Below are 16,876 nucleotides of genomic sequence, written 5' to 3'. Positions count from 1 at the left end.
AGGTGTGACACAGGCGGAAACAACCCCGGTGACATCGCGTTGCACTTCGGCAAGACTGGTGCGGTATCGGCTCGGACGGAAGGCTTCATGATGGCCACGGATGAATACGACCTGATCGTCCTCGGGGGCGGTCCTGTCGGCGAGAACGTCGCGGACCGAGCCGTGCAGGGCGGACTCACCGCGATCATCGTCGAGAGCGAGCTCGTCGGAGGTGAATGCTCGTACTGGGCGTGCATGCCATCGAAGGCGCTGCTGCGACCCGCGCAGGCGCTTCGGGCAGCCCAGCACGTGCAGGGCGTCATCGGTGGGGAGCTTGATCCTGCCGGAGTCCTCGCCCGGCGCGATTCGTTCACGAGCAACTGGTCGGATGCTGGCCAGGTGAAGTGGCTCGAGTCGGCCGGCATTGATCTTGCTCGCGGTCACGGCCGCATCACCGGCCCGCGCGAAGTCACCGTGACGGCCGAAGACGGCACCACGCGGATTCTCACGGCGAAGCACGCGGTCGCGATCAGCACCGGCACGGATGCTTCGATCCCGCCGATTCCCGGTCTCATCGAGGCCAGTCCTTGGACGAGCCGCGAGGCGACGAGTGCGCAGGAGATCCCGGCATCCCTCGCCATCATCGGCGGCGGAGTCGTCGGCATCGAGATGGCCACCGCCTATGCCGGGCTCGGTGCACAGGTCACGCTGATCGCGCGCGGTGGGCTGCTCTCGGGGATGGAGCCGTTCGCGGGCGAACGCGTCGCCGCGAGCCTGCGCGACCTCGGCGTCGAGGTGCGCCTGAACACCAGCACCGAGAACGTGACCCGGGGCGACGACGGCGTCACGGTCACTCTCGACGATGGCACAGACGTCACGGCATCCGAGGTTCTCGTGGCGACCGGGCGCACTCCGCGCAGCGGTGATATCGGCCTCGAAACGGTGGGGCTGGAGCCAGGGAAGAGCATCCAGACCGACGACACGCTGCGTGTGCCGGGAATCGATTGGCTGTATGCCGTCGGCGATGTCAACGGCCGAGTCCTCCTGACACACCAGGGTAAATACCAGGCCCGCGCGGCGGGCGATGTGATCGCCGCCCGCGGCAACGGCGATGACGTCGACGTCGCCGCGTGGGGGCGTCACGTGGCGACAGCGGATGCCGCAGCCGTTCCGCAGGTCGTGTTCGCCGATCCCGAGGTGGCGTCGGTCGGTCTCACCGCCGCGGCGGCGCAGGATGCCGGATACACGACCCGCGTGATCGACTACGACCTCGGTGGCGTTGCGGGTGCCAGCCTGCGCGAAGACGGCTACAGCGGTCAGGCGCGCATGGTCATAGACTCCGAGCGCGACGTCATCCTCGGCGTGACCTTCGTGGGCCCTGATGTCGCTGAGCTGCTCCATGCCGCGACCGTCGCGATCGTCGGCGAAGTGCCGATCACGCGCCTCTGGCACGCGGTGCCGTCGTATCCCGCGGTCAGTGAGATCTGGCTCCGCCTGCTGGAGGCATACGGGCGGGAATCTGCCTAGATCGGCCCCGCATGTCTGACCATTCCCATACGCTCGAAACCGAACCGAGGAGACACCATCATGAAGGCTGTGCTCGCAGGAACCGTGATCGCCGAGCGGGTGGGCGAGGACATCTCCGCTCACATCGCGTTCGCGCCCGACAGGGAGGTCGGGCCGTAGCGGTCTGCTCATGATCGAGTTCCGCTCAGTATCGAAGAGGTTCCTCGACGGCACGCTGGCCGTCGAGGATTTCAGTCTCATGTTGCCTTCGCGCAAGACCACGGTCTTCGTCGGGTCATCCGGATGCGGCAAGACGACGCTGCTGCGGATGATCAACCGAATGGTCGAGCCCACCAGCGGAGACGTCGAGATCGACGGTTCGAGCGTGCTCACCGGCAACCCGGTGGCTCTGCGCCGCAGCATCGGCTATGTGATGCAGAACTCCGGCCTCATGCCGCACTTCTCGGTCATCGACAACGTCGCGACCGTGTTGCGGCTGAACGGCACATCGAAGAAGCAGGCCCACGATCGGGCTCGTGATCTGCTCGACACTGTGGGCCTTGATCGCTCGCTTGCCGACCGGTATCCGAGCCAGCTCTCCGGCGGTCAGCAGCAGCGGGTCGGGGTCGCTCGTGGCCTTGCTGCGGACCCCAACATCCTGCTGATGGATGAGCCCTTCGGCGCCGTCGACCCGATCGTGCGGGCCGATCTGCAGCAGGAGCTCATCAGGCTGCAGCGCGACCTCGACAAGACCGTCGTGTTCGTCACGCACGACATCGACGAGGCGTTCCTGCTCGGCGATCAGGTCGTCATCCTCGACAAGGGCGCGCGCATCGTTCAGGTCGGAAGCCCGAGCGAGATCATCGAGAACCCGGCCGATGACTTCGTCTCCGCATTCATCGGCGTCGAACGTGGCAAGCGGGCATTGCGCATCAAGCAGACACCGCGCGGACGCGTCGTGGTCGATTCCGATGGGCGCACCCAGGGCGCGCTGCTCGACGACGCGGATGCCGGTGAGCCGAGGACACCATGACCTGGGTCGCCGACAACCTCGACCTGATCTTCGGGCTGGCTCTGACGCATCTACGGCAGAGCGCGATCGCCATTGTGATCGGGTTCATCCTGTCGCTGCCGCTGGGGTGGATCGCGTGGCGGTACCGGCTCGTCCGCGGCCCGATCATCGTCCTCACAGGCCTGCTCTACACGATCCCCTCGCTCGCGCTGCTGATCCTGCTTCCCTCGGTGCTCGGGTACCAGGCGCGCCTCGAGATCAACCTCGTCGTCGGTCTCACGATCTACGCCGTGGCGATCCTCGTGCGATCGGTCGCCGACGGTCTCGATTCGGTCGACCCCGACATCCGCCAGGCAGCCACAGCGGTCGGCTACGGAGGGCTGCGCCGGTTCTGGACTGTTGATCTCCCGCTCGCAGGCCCGGTGATCCTGGCCGGTCTCCGGGTCGCCGCGGTCAGCACGATCTCGCTCGCCACGGTCGGCATCCTCGTCGGGGTCGAGAACCTCGGCTACCTGTTCACGAACGGACTGCAGCGCCGTATCATCCCCGAGGTGCTCGCCGGCGTGCTCGCGGTCGTCATCATCGCCCTCGTGATCGATCTGCTGCTCATGCTCGCCGGACGCGCGATCATGCCGTGGACGCGTGCCGCTGCGGTCGCGGGCCGTAGCCACCGCCGACCGGCACTGCCGATGAGGGCCGCCGCATGAATCTCTTCGCGGATGCCTTTGCCTGGTTGTTCTCGCCCGAACGGCTCGAGGGCCAGTACGCGCTGCCCACGCTGCTCGGACAGCACCTGTTCTACACCGTGATCTCCGTGCTGATCGCGGCCGTCATCGCTGTGCCGACCGGCTGGGCGATCGGCCACACTGGTCGCGGTCGCGAGGTCGCCGTCGCCATCTCGGGTGCAGCCCGTGCTGTCCCGTCGTTCGGACTCATGGTCCTGCTCGTGCTGGTGCTGGGTGTGCTTCGGGTGCCGGAGGCCGCGACGATCACGTTCGTGCTGCTGGCGATCCCCTCGCTGCTCGCCGGTGCCTACACCGGACTCGAAGCGATCGACCGGCGCGTGATCGATGCGGCTCAGGCCACGGGGATGACGCAGTGGCAGGTGTTCTGGAAGGTCGAGGTACCGCTCGGCATGCCCCTTCTCGTCGGCGGCCTTCGCGCGGCGACCCTGCAGGTCATTGCCACGGTCACCATCGCCGCCTATGTGAATCTCGGCGGACTCGGCTGGCCGATCATCCAGGGCATTCCCCTGCGCCGCTTCGACCAGGTGCTGGGCGGTGCGATTCTCGTCGCCGTTCTCGCCCTCATCGTCGACCTGCTGCTCGCCCTCGCTCAACGGGCAGCGGTGCCGGCCGGCATCCGCGCCGCCGAACCCCGCACGACCACACCGCGCGCGGCCCGTCGCGCGGCAGCATCCACAGCATCCGCTTGACTCCCCACCAGAGAGGAACATCATGTTCACCGCACGCAGATCACGCTTTGCCCTTGCGACCGGAGTCGCGCTCGCCGCAGCTCTCGCCCTGGCCGGCTGCTCCAGCAGCAACCCGCTCGACGCCCCCACTGAAGAGTCATCCGGTGGCAGCACCGACACGATCGTTGTCGGATCGCAGGCCTACTACTCGAACGAGATCGTCGCCGAGATCTACGCCCAGGCGCTCGAGGGTGCCGGCTACACCGTCGACCGCCAGTTCAACATCGGTCAGCGCGATGCCTACATGCCCGACCTGGAATCCGGTGCGATCGGGCTGTTCCCGGAGTACACCGGCAACCTGCTCGAGTACTTCGATGACGCAGCCGACGCCACCAGCCCCGAAGACGTCTACGCGGCGCTGCAAGATGCTCTGCCCGGTGGCCTCACCGCACTCGACTACGCCGAGGCCAGCGATCAGGACACCTACACCGTGACCACCGAGTTCGCCGAGGCGAACAGCCTCACAACGATCGCCGACCTCGCGAACGTCAGCGGGCAGGTCACGATCGGCGGTTCGCCCGAGTTCGAGCAGCGTCCGTACGGGCCGGCGGGTGCCAAGGAGGTCTATGGCGTCGACCTCGCATTCTCTGCTACGGGTGACACGACGCTCGAGTCGCTGCTGGCCGGCACGATTCAGGTTGCCGACATCTACAGCGCCGACCCTGCGTTCGAGACCGAGGACATCGTCGCGCTCGAGGATCCGGAGAACCTGATCCTTGCCTCGAACGTCGTCCCGATCGCGTCCAGCGATATCGCCGACGAGATCGCCAGCGTCATCAATGCGGTCAGCGCAGAGCTGTCTGCCGAAGACCTCGTCGCCCTCGGCGTGCAGAGCACGGTCGACCAGAAGTCTCCCGACGAGATCGCGAAGAAGTGGCTGACCGACAAGGGTCTTATCTGATCCGTGCAGGGTGACCTCGCGTCAGCAGGTGAGAAGGCTTGAGAGAATGGGCGTATGCCCGGACCCACAATCACCGCACGCGAGGTCGCTCAGCGGCTGGACATCCCCGTCGAGATGGCCGCCCGCCACGGGCTCGACGGTGGAATGAGCGAAGAATCACTCGCCGCGATCGAACAGGATCCGCCGGCATGGCTCGTCCAGTCGCGCGCGAACCGCAAGAAGGGCGCTCGCCCCGTCTGGGCCACCTTGACGTGCGTCGTCTGCGGGTTCACCGAGTCAGCCCGTCCCAAGAAGTGGTGGCCGGAGTTCACCTATCTCAGCTGTCGCACTCATGCGCCGCAGGATGTTCCGGCCCCGGCAGCTGATCAGCACCGCACTGAGATCGAAGGCGTCGGCAGCCGGTTCATCGGTGTGGTCGACGTGACCGTCTGAGTGCGACCCTAGACGCGGGAATCCTGCCTCGGAATCCAGAGCTTCTTGATGATGATGAGGATGGATGCTGTGACCGGTACAGCGACCAGCGCTCCGAGCAGTCCGAGCAGCGTGCCTCCGACGAGTGCGCCGATCACGACCAGCGAGCCGGGAATAGAAATCGCCCGGTTCATGACGCGGGGCGTCAGGAAGTACGACTCCACCTGCATGTAGACCAGATAGATCACGGCGAACACCAGCGCGAGGAGCGGGTCGGAGAACAGCGCGATTCCGGTTCCGATCACCCAGAAGATGAGTGAACCGACCAGCGGGATCAGCGTGATGAGGAACGCGACGACCGCCAACAGCAGCGGGAATGGCAAGCCCATCACCGAGTACAGGATCAGCACGATCATCGAGTTGATGAAGGCCAGAATCACCATGCCCATCACATAACCGCCGACGGAGTCGGTGATCTGCTCGGTGATGGCGGCGGTGTTGGCGCGGTCGCGGGCCGGCACCAGACGCAGCATGGCCTGCTTGATGGTCGGCAGCGTGGCGACGAAGTAGATGACCAGCACGAGAACGATGACAATGCCGGAGATTCCGCTGGCAATCGACGCGCCGACCTGGAGTGCTCCGCCGCCGATCGTGGCGATGTTGCTCGGGTTGGTGAGGAAGTGCTGCACGTCGGCGACGAGATCCTGGAACTGATCGCCGAACTGCCCCTCGAGCGTCTTGTAGATATCGCTCGAGGTGAAGTCACTGATGAGCCCTGGCACACTCTTGACGAACGAGGTGATCTGCTCGACGACCGTCGGAATGATCGTCCACAGCACGAGGCCCAGCACGACGATCAGCGCGATGAGGACGACCACCACGCTCCATCCACGGCCGATGCCGCGGCGCTCGAGGAAGCGCACCGCGGGGTCGAGTCCCAGCGCGGCGAAAAGTGCGAGCGCGATGTAGATGAGCACCGTGGAGAGGTTCGACAGGGCGAATCCGAGCAGGAGCGCCCCGAGTCCGCCGAGAGTGACGAGGAACCCGAAGGTGAACGGCCGATCGATGCGCGTCCAGACCGACCGCGACGACGGCTCCGGCTCGACGACCGGCTTCGGCGTGAGGGGGACCTCGGCTGGCTCGGGCTTGGGCTCCTTCCGCTTCTTCGACGTGGTCTTCGCGACTCGCGTTCGTGATGTCGGCGCGGCAGGAGTTTCTGGCGCCGTCACCTCGGCGGAAGAGCCGGACTCGTCGGATCCGGCGGGCAAATCGTTGCTCATGCGCCCACTCTAGAGGTCATCGGCGCGATATCGTCATAAGCGCCGACGAACAGGGAGAGTCATGACCGACGCTGAGGATGCCCGCGCCGAGTTGCTGCGCCTGCGCGGCACGATCGACAACATCGACGCCGCACTGATCTATATGCTCGCCGAGCGATTTCGCGCTACTCAGCAGGTCGGACTCCTCAAGGCTGAACATGCGATGCCGGCATCGGACCCACGTCGTGAAGAGCAGCAGGTCGCGCGCCTGCGCGCTCTCGCCGAAGAGGCGCACCTCGACCCCGAGTTCGCCGAGAAATGGTTCAACTTCGTCGTGGCCGAGGTGATCCGGCATCACACCGAGGCGGCCGAGGGGCGCTGACTCGCGGCTCCCGCTGCCCCGCCGCCCCGCCGCGATCAGGCGGTGCCGGCGCTCTCCAAGACCCGGACGACGCCGGTCTGCCCCTTCGCGCGGGCATGATCCAGGGCGGTCGTGCCGTTGCCATCCGGGATGTTGACGTCAGCGCCGGCTTCGACGAGCGAAGTCACCAGGTCGACGTATCGTGGTGATCCGTCGCCGAAGACGACCGCTTCGAGCAGAGCTGTCCAGCCCAGGTTGTTCACGTGATTCAGGTCGACCCCGGTCGTCACGACCCGTGCGATGTAGTCCGCGTGTCCGCGCTCGCCGGCGGGGATGGGAGAGAGTCCGCCGTAGCGGTTGGGGATCGACATATCTGGGTTCGCCGGCAGCAGCGCCTCGAGCATGGCGACGCTTCCGGTCACGCCGGTGACGAGCCACGGAGTGTCGTGCTGGTGGTCGAGCGCATCCGGATCAGCGCCGAGCGCGACGAGCAGCCGCGCGACATCGACGTGATCGTGCGTGGATGCCAGGAGCAGCGGAGTCTGCTCGCGATCGTTGCGGGTCTCGAGGTCTGCCCCCGCGCGCAGCGCGAGAGCCGCGGCATCCGCATCGCCATCCCGAGCGGCGGCGAGGAGCTGCTGGTCGGCATCGGCCTGCTCGACCCCGTTCAGAGAAGCGGCAGCGCGCAGAAGTTCGCCCTGCGGCTGCAGCCCGTGCTCGTCTGTGAGCTGTGCCGGAGTCAGGCCGTCTCGTTCAGCGGGAATGTTCACATCTGCTCCTCCTGCGACGAGTACTCGCACGGTGTCCACATAGTCATCGGCGGCATCCGCCTTCGCGAACACGAGTGCCTCGTGCAAGGCTACCCAGCCGAGATTATTGACGTGGTCCACGTCGATTCCGGCCTGGATCAGGCGCCCGACGATCCCCGCGTGGCCCCGCTCGGCGGCGCGGATGAGCCCGGTGCCGTCCCACGAATCCAGACTCGTCACGTCGGCGCCGTGCTGGAGGGTGAGGTCCAGCAACGGAAGGTATCCCTCACTGGTGGCGATGAGGTAGGCGCTCTGTTCGGTGGAATCTTTGGCGTTCACATCTGCTCCTGCTTCGATCAGCTGGGCTGCCTCTTCGACGTCGTTCGCCCAGGCTGCCGCGATGAGCTTCGCATCGAGGTCGGCCTGTGGAGCCCCAGAGGAGGGGGGAGCCGGGGACTCCACAGGGGTCTTGGCCGGGGCCGATGCCCCGGCGACGCAACCGGTCAGCACGAGAGCCGCCGACATCGCGGTCGCTGCGAGAAGAAGTGCGCGAATGGTCATGATGGCGGTGATTCAGCTCGTGCGTCCGCGGCGAACCATGCGCGTGATGTACACGGCGGCGCCACCGAGCAGAGCAACGATTCCGGCGACGAGTGCGACGATCGGACCAGCGTTGCCCGTCTCTGCGAGCTCATCGGATGCTTCGCCGTCAGCGGCGTCGCCGTCCGGGGCGATCGTCACGACCTCTTCGTCGACCGGCGCCTCGGCCAGGGGCTCGGGGTGGTCGGTGGGGGTGTGGATGATGTCGTAGAACGTTGCGGGGTCGGCAGCATCCGGGATGACCCGGTAGGTGAACTCGTCAGCGGTGAGCACGGTGATCGGAACGGTGCGCTCGAAGAGGACCTCGCCGGCGGCATCCTTCGCGACCAGTGTGCGCTCGGCGCCGTCTGCCGACACCGTCCAGTCGCCCTGCATCTTGGGGGCGTCCGCGAGGTCGTACATCGTGAAGGTTCCGTCGGTGCGGTAGTACGCCCAGCCGACGAAGTTGACGACGGCCTCGTTTGTCAGCGGGACGATGTTTCCGTCCTGATCCACGGCACCGGTCGTCTCCCACGGCGTGCCGGACAGCACGTCCGACGGCGAGGTGGTCGATGCCGCCGCCGACACCGAGACCGGAACAGCGGTCGTTTCTGCGGCGAAGGCTCCGCCAGCCGGGACGAGGCCGATGGCGACGGCGGTGACGACGGAGGCGACGATCATGGTGCCGCGCGAGGGAGCGATACGGTTCTGCATGGTGTGCTCTGCTTTCCTGAGGGTATGCGAGCCTCGACGCCGATCGTCGAAGCGTACATATTCCACGTTAGGAATGCGCGAGAGGCAGCACATCAACCGATCAGTTGACGCTGGCTGACAGAACCCTGTGCGCTCAGATGCGGATGAAACCGCGCTTGGCTGCCAGAGCGATCGCTGCTTGACGATTGTCTGCGCCGAGCTTGGCGAACGCGTGATGCAGATGCGTCTTCACCGTCGCCTCGCTGACGTGCAGCGCACGCGCGAGATCGCGGTTCGAGAGGCCCTCCGCCGCGAGGGTGAGAACTTCGAGCTCCCGCGCGGTGAGGGCTTCTTCTGGCCGATCGATGCGCTCGAGCAGACGCGCGCCGATCGCGCCTTCCAGTGCGCGGTCACCGTCCGCGGCTTGCCTGATCGCGCGGAACAGCTCGGCGGGACGGCTGTCTTTGACGAGGTAGCCGGCGGCCCCGGCATCCAGCGCGCGCACGATATCGGCATCGGAATCGTATGCGGTGAACACGAGCACCCGAGTGGCCGGGTTCTCTCGGCGGATCGCACGGATCGCGTCGATGCCGTCCGGCACGTCGTCACCGAGGTCGAGATCGACCAGTGCGACGTCGATGCCGTGAGCGGCAGCCGCGGCCTCGGCGACCGATCCCGCTTCGGCCACCACTTCGAGGTCACTCTGCGTATCGAGGACGGCGCGGATCCCGTGGCGAAGCACAGGATGGTCATCGAGCAGCAGGATGCGGATCATGTCGTGCCTTCCTCGGCAGCAGGTGACGGCACGATCGCGGAGACGACCGTCCCCTCGCCGGGCCGCGTCTCGATCGTCAGCGTGCCGCCCAGATTCTCCACACGCCACGTCATGGCCCGGATGCCGAAGCCGGAACTCGCTTCGTTCGTTTCCGTGCCGACGGCATCCGTATCGAACCCGATGCCGTCATCCGCGACGTCAATGCCCACCGCACTGTCGAAGAACGTGAGCGTGACGTGGACCGAGGAGGCGTGCGCGTGCTTGCGTACGTTCACGAGCGCTTCCTGCACGATGCGAGCAAGCGCGTGTGAGACGGCTTCGGGGACGACCCGCTCGTATCCGACGATCGAGAAGGATGCCTCGGCTGACAGAGATTGCGCCTCCAGAACTGCCGCCAACGAGTCTGCGCTCGTGCGCGGATCGGCCAGACCATGCAGAAGCTGTCTGGTCTCGATGAGCGTCTCACGCAGTGACTCACGTGCTTTTCTCACGGCGGGGGAGCCCGTCGCGCCGCGCAGGTCATCCGACTCGAGCATGAGCAGCGCCGAAGCCGTGCTCTGCACCACGGTGTCGTGCAGTTCGCTGGCCACCCGCTCGCGCTCGGCCATTGCGCCGGCGTCGCGTTCTGACTCGGCGAGCTGCGCGCGCGTGTCGATCAGTTCGCCGATAAGCACCTGCTGAGCATCCAGTGCCCGATCCAGCGCGGTGTAGGCGTACGTGAGCACGAGACCCCCGAAGAACGGCCCGAGCACGAGACCTAAGTCATCTCCCTTGGACATCAGGAGCAGCCCGACACTCACCGCGACGACGATCGCGGTCGAGATCGCAATGGCGAGTCGGCCTCGGATCACCCGGTGCACGGCGAAGAACAACGCGAACCCGCACCAGCCGAATGAGGGCGCGAGGATCGTCAGCGGAAGCCAGAACGCGGTCGCAAGGAGCAGCCCGACGCCCTGCCGGGACCCGAGTGCTTCGAGGCCGGAGGCAGCTCTGGCGGTTTCCGGGTTGCGGCGGGCGATCACTGCGACCGCGTAGCTCACCGCGGTGCCGATCGCGAGAACGAGGGCGGCGACTCCGACGCCCTCCAGCGGATGCCGGCCGAAGTAGCGCACCGCGCACACCACGAGCAGGATCGCGAAGCCGATGTCGACGGCGAGATCCATCGCCGGCAGGCGTCGGTGATGCGAGGCGCTCATGCCCTCAGCGTACAAAGTCCTACGCCGTGATGACGCGTCCGCGCACGAGCCCCTCGACGGCGAGCGTGTAGGCGCGCCCGACCTCAGCATCCGGAACCGGTCGCTGACCGGCGAAGAGCGCGTGACTGCCGGGCGAGTTCTCGAGAACGTTCGGCGAGACGGCATTGATGCGGATGCCGCGCGGCGCCTCGGCGGCCGCCGTGACGATCCAGGATTCCAGTGCCCCGTTGGCCATGGCCGCAGCGGCACCGGTCGGGATCGGCTCACGGGCGAGCACGCCGGTGGTGACGGTGATCGAGCCGCCGTCGCGCACGTGGTCGAGAGCGGTGCGGGCGATGTTGATCTGCGACAGCGCCTTCGACGTGAATGCCGTCAGGTAGTCGTCGCAGGTCAGCTCCGTCAGGTGCGCGAACGGCACCGATCCGGATGCCACCACCACAGCATCCACCTCGCCGACCCGCTCGAACAGCGAGCGCACCGAGGTCGGATCGGTGGCATCGACGGTCCACTCGCTGCCGCGCGATGCGCGCAGCACTTCGTGACCGCGCGACTCGAGAGTCGACACGACGACGGCGCCGATGTGGCCGGTTGCTCCGATGACCAGGATCTTCATGCGCTTGATCCTAGCCGCGGGGCCCTTGCGCTCGGCGCCGTCGCCTCTCTTGCGCTACCGCGACGTGCCCTGCGACACCGAGCCCTGCAGCTGGCGCTGGAAGAAGATGTACACGATGAGCACCGGGACGATCGTGATGATCACCGCGGCGAACAGCGCGCCCTGGTCGACCTCGTAGCCGGCGGCCGACGCGAAGGCCGCCATTCCCTGCGAGAGCACGTACTGCGAGGCGTTCGGGTTCAACGCGACCGGCAGCAGGAACTGGTTCCACAGACCGAGGAAGTTCAGGATGCCGACCGCTGCGAGTCCGGGCTTCGCCATCGGCAGCATCACCTGGAAGAACGTGCGCCATTCGCTGGCGCCATCGACGTAGGCGGCCTCCTGGATCTCGTACGGCAACGACTTGAAGAACGAGTACAGGAAGAACACCGTGAACGGCAGCGCGAACGCCACGTACGTGATGATGAGGCCTGGCAGCGTCCCCAGAAGCCCGATGCCCTGCAGGATGAAGAACAGCGGCACGATCGCGAGGAACACCGGGAAGGTGAGCCCTGCGAGCATCAGGTAGTAGATCACTCTGCTGCCAGGGACCGAGAAGCGCGCGAGCACGTAGGCGCACATGGCGCCCAGCAACATCACCAGCACCAGCGCGACACCGACCACGATGACGGTGTTCAAGAACATCTGGCCGAAGTTGTACTTCGTCCAGGCGTTGATGTAGTTCGTCGGAGCCCACGATGCTGGCAGCGTGAAGGGCGAATCGAAGATCTCACCGGTGGTCTTGAACGAGCTGAACAGGGTCCACAGCAGCGGCAGGATCACGATGATCGACCAGATCGCGAGGATCACGTGCGAGGTGGTGCCGATAACCCTGTCGCTCTTGGTGCCGCGACTCGCGCGCAGACGCACAGCGTCCTTGCGGACGCGCTTGCGATCGATCGTGACCAGATTCTCTGTCTTGTCGCTCACAGTCGCCCTCCGTCTTCCTTGCCTCCGGTGAGCCTGTTCACGATGAACACGATCGCGGCGAAGACCAGAGTGACCACAGCGAGCACGACACCCATCGCGCTCGCCAGACCGAACTGGCTCTTCTCGAACGCGGTGCGATACAGGTACTGCGACATCACGAGAGTGGTGTTTCCCGGGCCCCCGGTGGAGTTCAGCGCCGCCATGTAGACGAAGGCGTCGAGCGCGAGGATGCCGATGTAGATGACCGCTGTCTGCACGTTGTCGCGGATCAGCGGCAGCGTGATCGAGACGGTCGTGCGGTAGCGACCTGCGCCGTCGATGCGGGCGGCCTCGTAGACTTCGGCCGGGACGCCCTTGATCGCGGCGATGAACAGCACCATGTAGAAACCGACCATGCCCCAGACGATCACGAAGATCGACGCACCCATCGCGGTTCTCTCGTCACCGAGCCAGGCGAAGCCGTTGGTGTCGAGACCCACAGCCCCGAGGATGCCGTTGAGCAGACCCTCTGGCGAGTAGATCAGCGCCCACAGAATACCGATGACGATCGCGGGGATGACGTAGGGGAAGAACGACACCACGCGGTAGAAGCTCGACCCGGCGAGCCCCCTGACCTGTCCGGTGCTCGGGCCACCGACGGTGATCATGCTGGCGAAGATCAAAGCGATCAACAGGGTGATCAGCGGGACGAAGATCGCCAGGATGACGTTGTTGCCCATCGCCTGCAGGAAGGTCGAATCGGTGAACAGGCGACCGAAGTTCTTCAGTCCCACGAAGTCCATCTCGGGGGAGAAGCCGGTCCAGTTGGTCATCGAGTAGTAGACGGCCTGCACGAAAGGCGAGATCACGAAGATCAGGAAGATCGCGACAGGTATGACCAGGAAGACCAGTAGGAAAGAGATGTAATCGAACGTCAGCGGGCGCCCGCCAAGGCGGGGCGGCCGACGCCGCCCCGCCTTGGCGGATACCGCGGTATCAAGAACAGGAGCTGTGGTCACTTGATCTCGATCTTGGTGATGGAGTCATCGTTGCGGATCTTGTCAGTGAGGTCCTGCAGCTGCTTCGTGATCTCTTCCACGCTCATCTTGCCGTCGAGGAACGAGTTCCAGATCGGCAGCTGATCGCTGTTCATGCCGTACAGGTTGAACGACTTGATCGTGAAGACGTTGTCGCCGGCGGCCGCGAGCATCTTGCCCTGCGACTGAAGTGCGGTCGAACCGAAGCCGTCCTCGGGGACGGTGTCCTTGACGATGGTCGGAGCGAGCTTCTCCTTCGCGAACGCGACAGCCGAGTCCTTCGAGAGCATGGTGCGCAGCAGCTCCTTGCCGCCCGCGGGGTTCTTCGCCTTCGATGGAACGATGAACGGCTCTCCGGCCTCGGCGCGCATGAAGCCTGCAGGCGTCGTCTGATCTGCGTTCAGCGGCAGCTCGGGGAAGCCCATCATCGCGAAGCCTTCGGCGGTCTGCGACTTCATCTCGTTCTCGATCCACGAGCCGGACGGGTACAGCAGCGCTTCTTCCTTGTTGCTCCACTGCGCCTGGGCCTCGGTGAACTGCGTTCCCGAACCACCGGGCTTGACGTATCCCGAAGCGATCAGCTCGTGCATGATCGTCAGGATGTCCTGCAGGATCGGGTTCGACCAGCATCCCTCTTCGAGGTTCTCCAGCGGCAGGCGCACCTCGTCGCCGCCCTGGATGACAGCGGAGTCGACCACCATCGTCTGGTAGTAGGTGGCGGCTTCCTTGCCCCAGAGGAACAGGTACTTGCCCTGTGCCTTGGCCGCTTCACCGAGGGCCTTCAGGTCCTGCCAGCTCGTCGGAACCTGCCAGCCGTTCTTCTCGAACAGGCTCGACGAGTACCAGATGCCGTACACGGTCATCACGTAGTTCAGCGCGACGAACTTGCCGTCGAAGGTGCCGGGAGCCTTGATGCCTGCGAAGAGGGTGTCAGCGATCTTCGTGCCCTCGAGGTTGTTCGAGCCGATCACGTCGGTGAGGTCTTCGAGCTGGTCGATGATGGTGTTCCAGCCGATGGAGTTCGCACCGGAGTTGTCGACGAGGTCCGGCGGGTTGCCGCCGACGAAGCGGGGCTGCAGCTCGGTGGCGATCTTCGTGGAGGGCGAGACCTTGACGGTCACGCCGTCGAGGCCCTTGTTCTTCTCCATGATCTTGCCGGCGTTCTCGACGTAGTCGACGCCGTAACCACCGTTGAAGATGACCGCATCGACGGTCGTGTTCGCCGCGACGCCGAAGGGGTTGTCTGCGGTGATCTCTCCCGCCGGGGCGCTCCCCCCGCCTCCGCCTCCTGGCGCTGCACACGACGCCAGCGACATGCCGAACGGCAGCAGCAGCGCCGTCGCTGCTGCGCCGCGCAGGAGGTTGCGGCGGCTGATGGATGACTGGGTGATTTCCATCTTCGTACCTTTCATTGGTGGTTAGTTTCCCCGGCGGATGCGACCGCGATAGCGGTCTTCGAGGGCAGAGTTGTGCTCGTCGCCGCCGGGGATATTGGCGGAGATGTACATCGGTGGAGTCTCGTCGCGTGCAGCAATTGTGCGGGCGACACCGAGAGTGAGCAGCTGAGCGATGAAAGCGCCGGTCATGGATGAGACCGCGCCGACACCGATGCCGCCGGGTAGCTCGAGCGTCGTGTCGCCGTAGGGGGCGAGGTTGTCGATGACGACATCCGCGACGTCGGCGAGACGCTTGCCCGACGGATGCTTCGGCTCCACGCGCATCGTGTGCTCCATGCTCGTGACCGCGATCACGGAGTGCCCGCGCTCCTTTGCCCAGAGCGCCGTGCCGACGATCGAGCCGTTGACCCCGGAGTTCGAAGCGATGAGGAAGACGTCGCCATCGGCCACCGGAACCGTCGCCATGAGTTCGTCGACGAGCCAGGGTTCGCGCTCCAGCGCGGGTGTGAGCGCGCCGACCTCGCGGTCGCCGTGCAGCACCAGATCGCGCAGTGCGAAATTGTTGGTCGGGATGAGTCCGCCGGCACGTCCCGAGATCTCCATCGCGAAAGCTTCGGAGTGCCCTGTGCCGAAGGCGTGAATGATTCCGCCGACGTCGAGAGCCCGCACCATGAGTGCGATCGCGGCATCCAGCGCGCCGTTCTCGGTTGTCTCTGCGAGGCGGGTGAGTCGCTCGTCCACTTCACGGAGAAGGTCGCTGGGCGTGGGCGCTGGAGGCGTGGTGGAACCGTCGCTATTACGGTTGTCAGTATTCATGCGTGGCACCATTGCCTCCAGACTCGCCAATGAAGTCTCCGTGGGATGAAAGCTATTCTCACCCTCGACGAAGGTCAAGTTAGGAGGGATAACAAATGAGTCACGACACCCTGATGTTGGGCGTGGATGCCGGCGGCACTTCGACCCGTGGCGTGCTCGTGACGGAGCAGGGCGGCTGTCTCGGTTACGGTCTCGGCGGGCGCGGCAACCCGACCTCTGCCGGGTTGGATCGCGCAGCCGAGGGTGTCCGCGCGGCGATCGCCGGAGCGCTCGCCGCCACCGGCCGCACTCTGGCAGAAGTGTCGGTGATCGTCTTCGCGATTGCAGGACAATCGGGCGTCGACGACCGAGACACCGCATGGTTGCGTGATCCATTGGCCGCTGAAGGATTCCGCGGCCGGGTGGTTCTGGAGTCCGATCTGCTGGCGACGTACTTCAGTGGAACTGCGGAGTCGTTCGGGTACGCGGTGGTCGCGGGTACCGGCGCATCCGTCATTCGGGTTTCGGACGGACGGATCGACGCGGTCGCTGATGGACTCGGCTGGCTGGTCGGTGATCGCGGCAGCGGATTCTGGATCGGCCAGCGCGTCGCGAAGGCCGTCGTCCGTGATCTCGATGGCGCAGGTCCCGCCACGACGCTGACACCCGGGCTGCTCGAGATGCTCGGCATCGAGGTGGACGACGTGCGACGCGAGGGGCGCGGCGGAGCACTGGTGCAGCTGGTGAAATCGCTCTACGCGCTGGCGCCGATCGAGCTCGCCGACTTCGCGCCGCTCGCGATCGCTGCGGGCGATCCTGTCGCCGGTGGGGCCGGCGATCCGGTCGCCGCAGGGATCCTGCGCCGTGCGGGTTCTCGACTGGCCGATTCGCTCGTGGCGGTCCTTGCAGGGCCTGGTCCCCTTGTGATCGGTGGCGGAGTGCTGGGCCGGGAGGGGTTGGTGCGGGATGCCTTCCTCGAGCGCCTCGGCGACCGAGCTGCCGGGCTTCCGCTGCTGCCGGTCGTCGACGGAGCTGTCGGGGCGGGGCTGCTGGCGCTGCGCGCTGGTGGGGTGACCGTTTCTGCGCGAACGCTCGAGCTGGTCGCGGCCACGATAGCCCGTTTTCGTTGACAATCGATGGTCTATGATTGAAGATGAATTGAATCAATCACAAAACGTCATTCACTGACTG

Annotated in this window: 18 protein-coding genes; 8 read left to right on the top strand and 10 right to left on the bottom strand. The window is 65.8% G+C overall.

The window, feature by feature from the left end:
* Positions 1–90: 90 nt before the first annotated feature.
* The 6 genes from ACTU6U_RS13455 (at position 91) to ACTU6U_RS13430 (ending at position 5,304) form a co-directional block, all read left to right on the top strand.
* Entirely contained in the window at positions 91–1,506 is a 1,416-nt protein-coding gene (locus ACTU6U_RS13455; RefSeq protein ID WP_443469626.1) for a dihydrolipoyl dehydrogenase family protein, read from the top strand.
* A gap of 169 nt (positions 1,507–1,675) precedes the next feature.
* Positions 1,676–2,518, top strand: a complete 843-nt coding sequence (locus ACTU6U_RS13450) for an ABC transporter ATP-binding protein (protein WP_443469625.1) — start codon at positions 1,676–1,678, stop codon at positions 2,516–2,518.
* Positions 2,515–3,204 (top strand): ABC transporter permease, encoded by a 690-nt coding sequence (locus ACTU6U_RS13445; protein WP_443469624.1) that lies wholly within the window; start codon positions 2,515–2,517, stop codon positions 3,202–3,204. Before ACTU6U_RS13450 ends, ACTU6U_RS13445 begins: the two co-directional genes overlap by 4 nt.
* Positions 3,201–3,932: an ABC transporter permease gene (locus ACTU6U_RS13440; protein ID WP_443469623.1), complete on the top strand. Its 732-nt coding sequence runs from the start codon at positions 3,201–3,203 to the stop codon at positions 3,930–3,932. The genes ACTU6U_RS13445 and ACTU6U_RS13440 overlap by 4 nt, the downstream gene beginning before the upstream one ends.
* A gap of 22 nt (positions 3,933–3,954) precedes the next feature.
* Positions 3,955–4,872: an ABC transporter substrate-binding protein gene (locus ACTU6U_RS13435; protein WP_443469622.1), complete on the top strand. Its 918-nt coding sequence runs from the start codon at positions 3,955–3,957 to the stop codon at positions 4,870–4,872.
* Between the two features lie 54 nt (positions 4,873–4,926).
* Positions 4,927–5,304: a hypothetical protein gene (locus ACTU6U_RS13430; RefSeq protein ID WP_443469621.1), complete on the top strand. Its 378-nt coding sequence runs from the start codon at positions 4,927–4,929 to the stop codon at positions 5,302–5,304.
* 8 nt (positions 5,305–5,312) lie between these two features.
* On the opposite strand, the gene ACTU6U_RS13425 is transcribed toward ACTU6U_RS13430, so the two are convergent.
* A complete protein-coding gene (locus ACTU6U_RS13425) occupies positions 5,313–6,563 on the bottom strand; it encodes an AI-2E family transporter (protein WP_443469620.1) in 1,251 nt (416 codons plus the stop codon).
* Positions 6,564–6,624: 61 nt separating this feature from the next.
* On the opposite strand from ACTU6U_RS13425, the gene ACTU6U_RS13420 reads away from it, so the two are divergent.
* Complete coding sequence (locus ACTU6U_RS13420) at positions 6,625–6,924, top strand: chorismate mutase (RefSeq protein WP_443469619.1); 300 nt, start codon at positions 6,625–6,627, stop codon at positions 6,922–6,924.
* 35 nt (positions 6,925–6,959) lie between these two features.
* Here ACTU6U_RS13420 and ACTU6U_RS13415 read toward each other — a convergent pair whose 3' ends face one another.
* From ACTU6U_RS13415 to ACTU6U_RS13375, 9 genes are all read right to left on the bottom strand, one after another.
* Positions 6,960–8,213, bottom strand: a complete 1,254-nt coding sequence (locus ACTU6U_RS13415) for an ankyrin repeat domain-containing protein (protein WP_443469618.1) — start codon at positions 8,211–8,213, stop codon at positions 6,960–6,962.
* Positions 8,214–8,225: 12 nt separating this feature from the next.
* Positions 8,226–8,945, bottom strand: coding sequence for a DUF4822 domain-containing protein (locus ACTU6U_RS13410; protein ID WP_443469617.1), 720 nt, complete (start codon positions 8,943–8,945; stop codon positions 8,226–8,228).
* Between the two features lie 133 nt (positions 8,946–9,078).
* Positions 9,079–9,699: a response regulator gene (locus tag ACTU6U_RS13405; protein WP_443469616.1), complete on the bottom strand. Its 621-nt coding sequence runs from the start codon at positions 9,697–9,699 to the stop codon at positions 9,079–9,081.
* The gene (locus ACTU6U_RS13400) at positions 9,696–10,895 is read right to left on the bottom strand and encodes a sensor histidine kinase (protein WP_443469615.1); all 1,200 of its coding nucleotides are present in this window, start codon (positions 10,893–10,895) and stop codon (positions 9,696–9,698) included. The genes ACTU6U_RS13405 and ACTU6U_RS13400 overlap by 4 nt, the downstream gene beginning before the upstream one ends.
* A 19-nt stretch (positions 10,896–10,914) precedes the next feature.
* Positions 10,915–11,508 (bottom strand): short chain dehydrogenase, encoded by a 594-nt coding sequence (locus tag ACTU6U_RS13395; protein ID WP_443469614.1) that lies wholly within the window; start codon positions 11,506–11,508, stop codon positions 10,915–10,917.
* A gap of 54 nt (positions 11,509–11,562) precedes the next feature.
* Entirely contained in the window at positions 11,563–12,411 is an 849-nt protein-coding gene (locus ACTU6U_RS13390; protein WP_443469765.1) for a carbohydrate ABC transporter permease, read from the bottom strand.
* A gap of 62 nt (positions 12,412–12,473) precedes the next feature.
* Positions 12,474–13,475 carry a carbohydrate ABC transporter permease gene (locus tag ACTU6U_RS13385; RefSeq protein ID WP_443469613.1) on the bottom strand — a complete coding sequence of 334 codons (1,002 nt, stop codon included), beginning with the start codon at positions 13,473–13,475 and terminating at the stop codon, positions 12,474–12,476.
* Complete coding sequence (gene ngcE / locus ACTU6U_RS13380) at positions 13,472–14,890, bottom strand: N-acetylglucosamine/diacetylchitobiose ABC transporter substrate-binding protein (protein ID WP_443469612.1); 1,419 nt, start codon at positions 14,888–14,890, stop codon at positions 13,472–13,474. Before ngcE ends, ACTU6U_RS13385 begins: the two co-directional genes overlap by 4 nt.
* A gap of 21 nt (positions 14,891–14,911) precedes the next feature.
* Positions 14,912–15,706: a sugar isomerase domain-containing protein gene (locus ACTU6U_RS13375; protein WP_443469611.1), complete on the bottom strand. Its 795-nt coding sequence runs from the start codon at positions 15,704–15,706 to the stop codon at positions 14,912–14,914.
* A 95-nt stretch (positions 15,707–15,801) separates the two neighbouring features.
* Between ACTU6U_RS13375 and ACTU6U_RS13370 the strand changes: the two genes are divergently transcribed.
* Positions 15,802–16,815, top strand: a complete 1,014-nt coding sequence (locus ACTU6U_RS13370; protein ID WP_443469610.1) for an N-acetylglucosamine kinase — start codon at positions 15,802–15,804, stop codon at positions 16,813–16,815.
* Positions 16,816–16,876: the final 61 nt, after the last annotated feature.

Source organism: Microbacterium zouquanmingi, from assembly GCF_052266695.1.
Lineage (GTDB): Bacteria > Actinomycetota > Actinomycetes > Actinomycetales > Microbacteriaceae > Microbacterium.
Note: the sequence above shows the minus strand (reverse complement) of the source record. Positions and strands in the feature narration are given on the sequence as shown.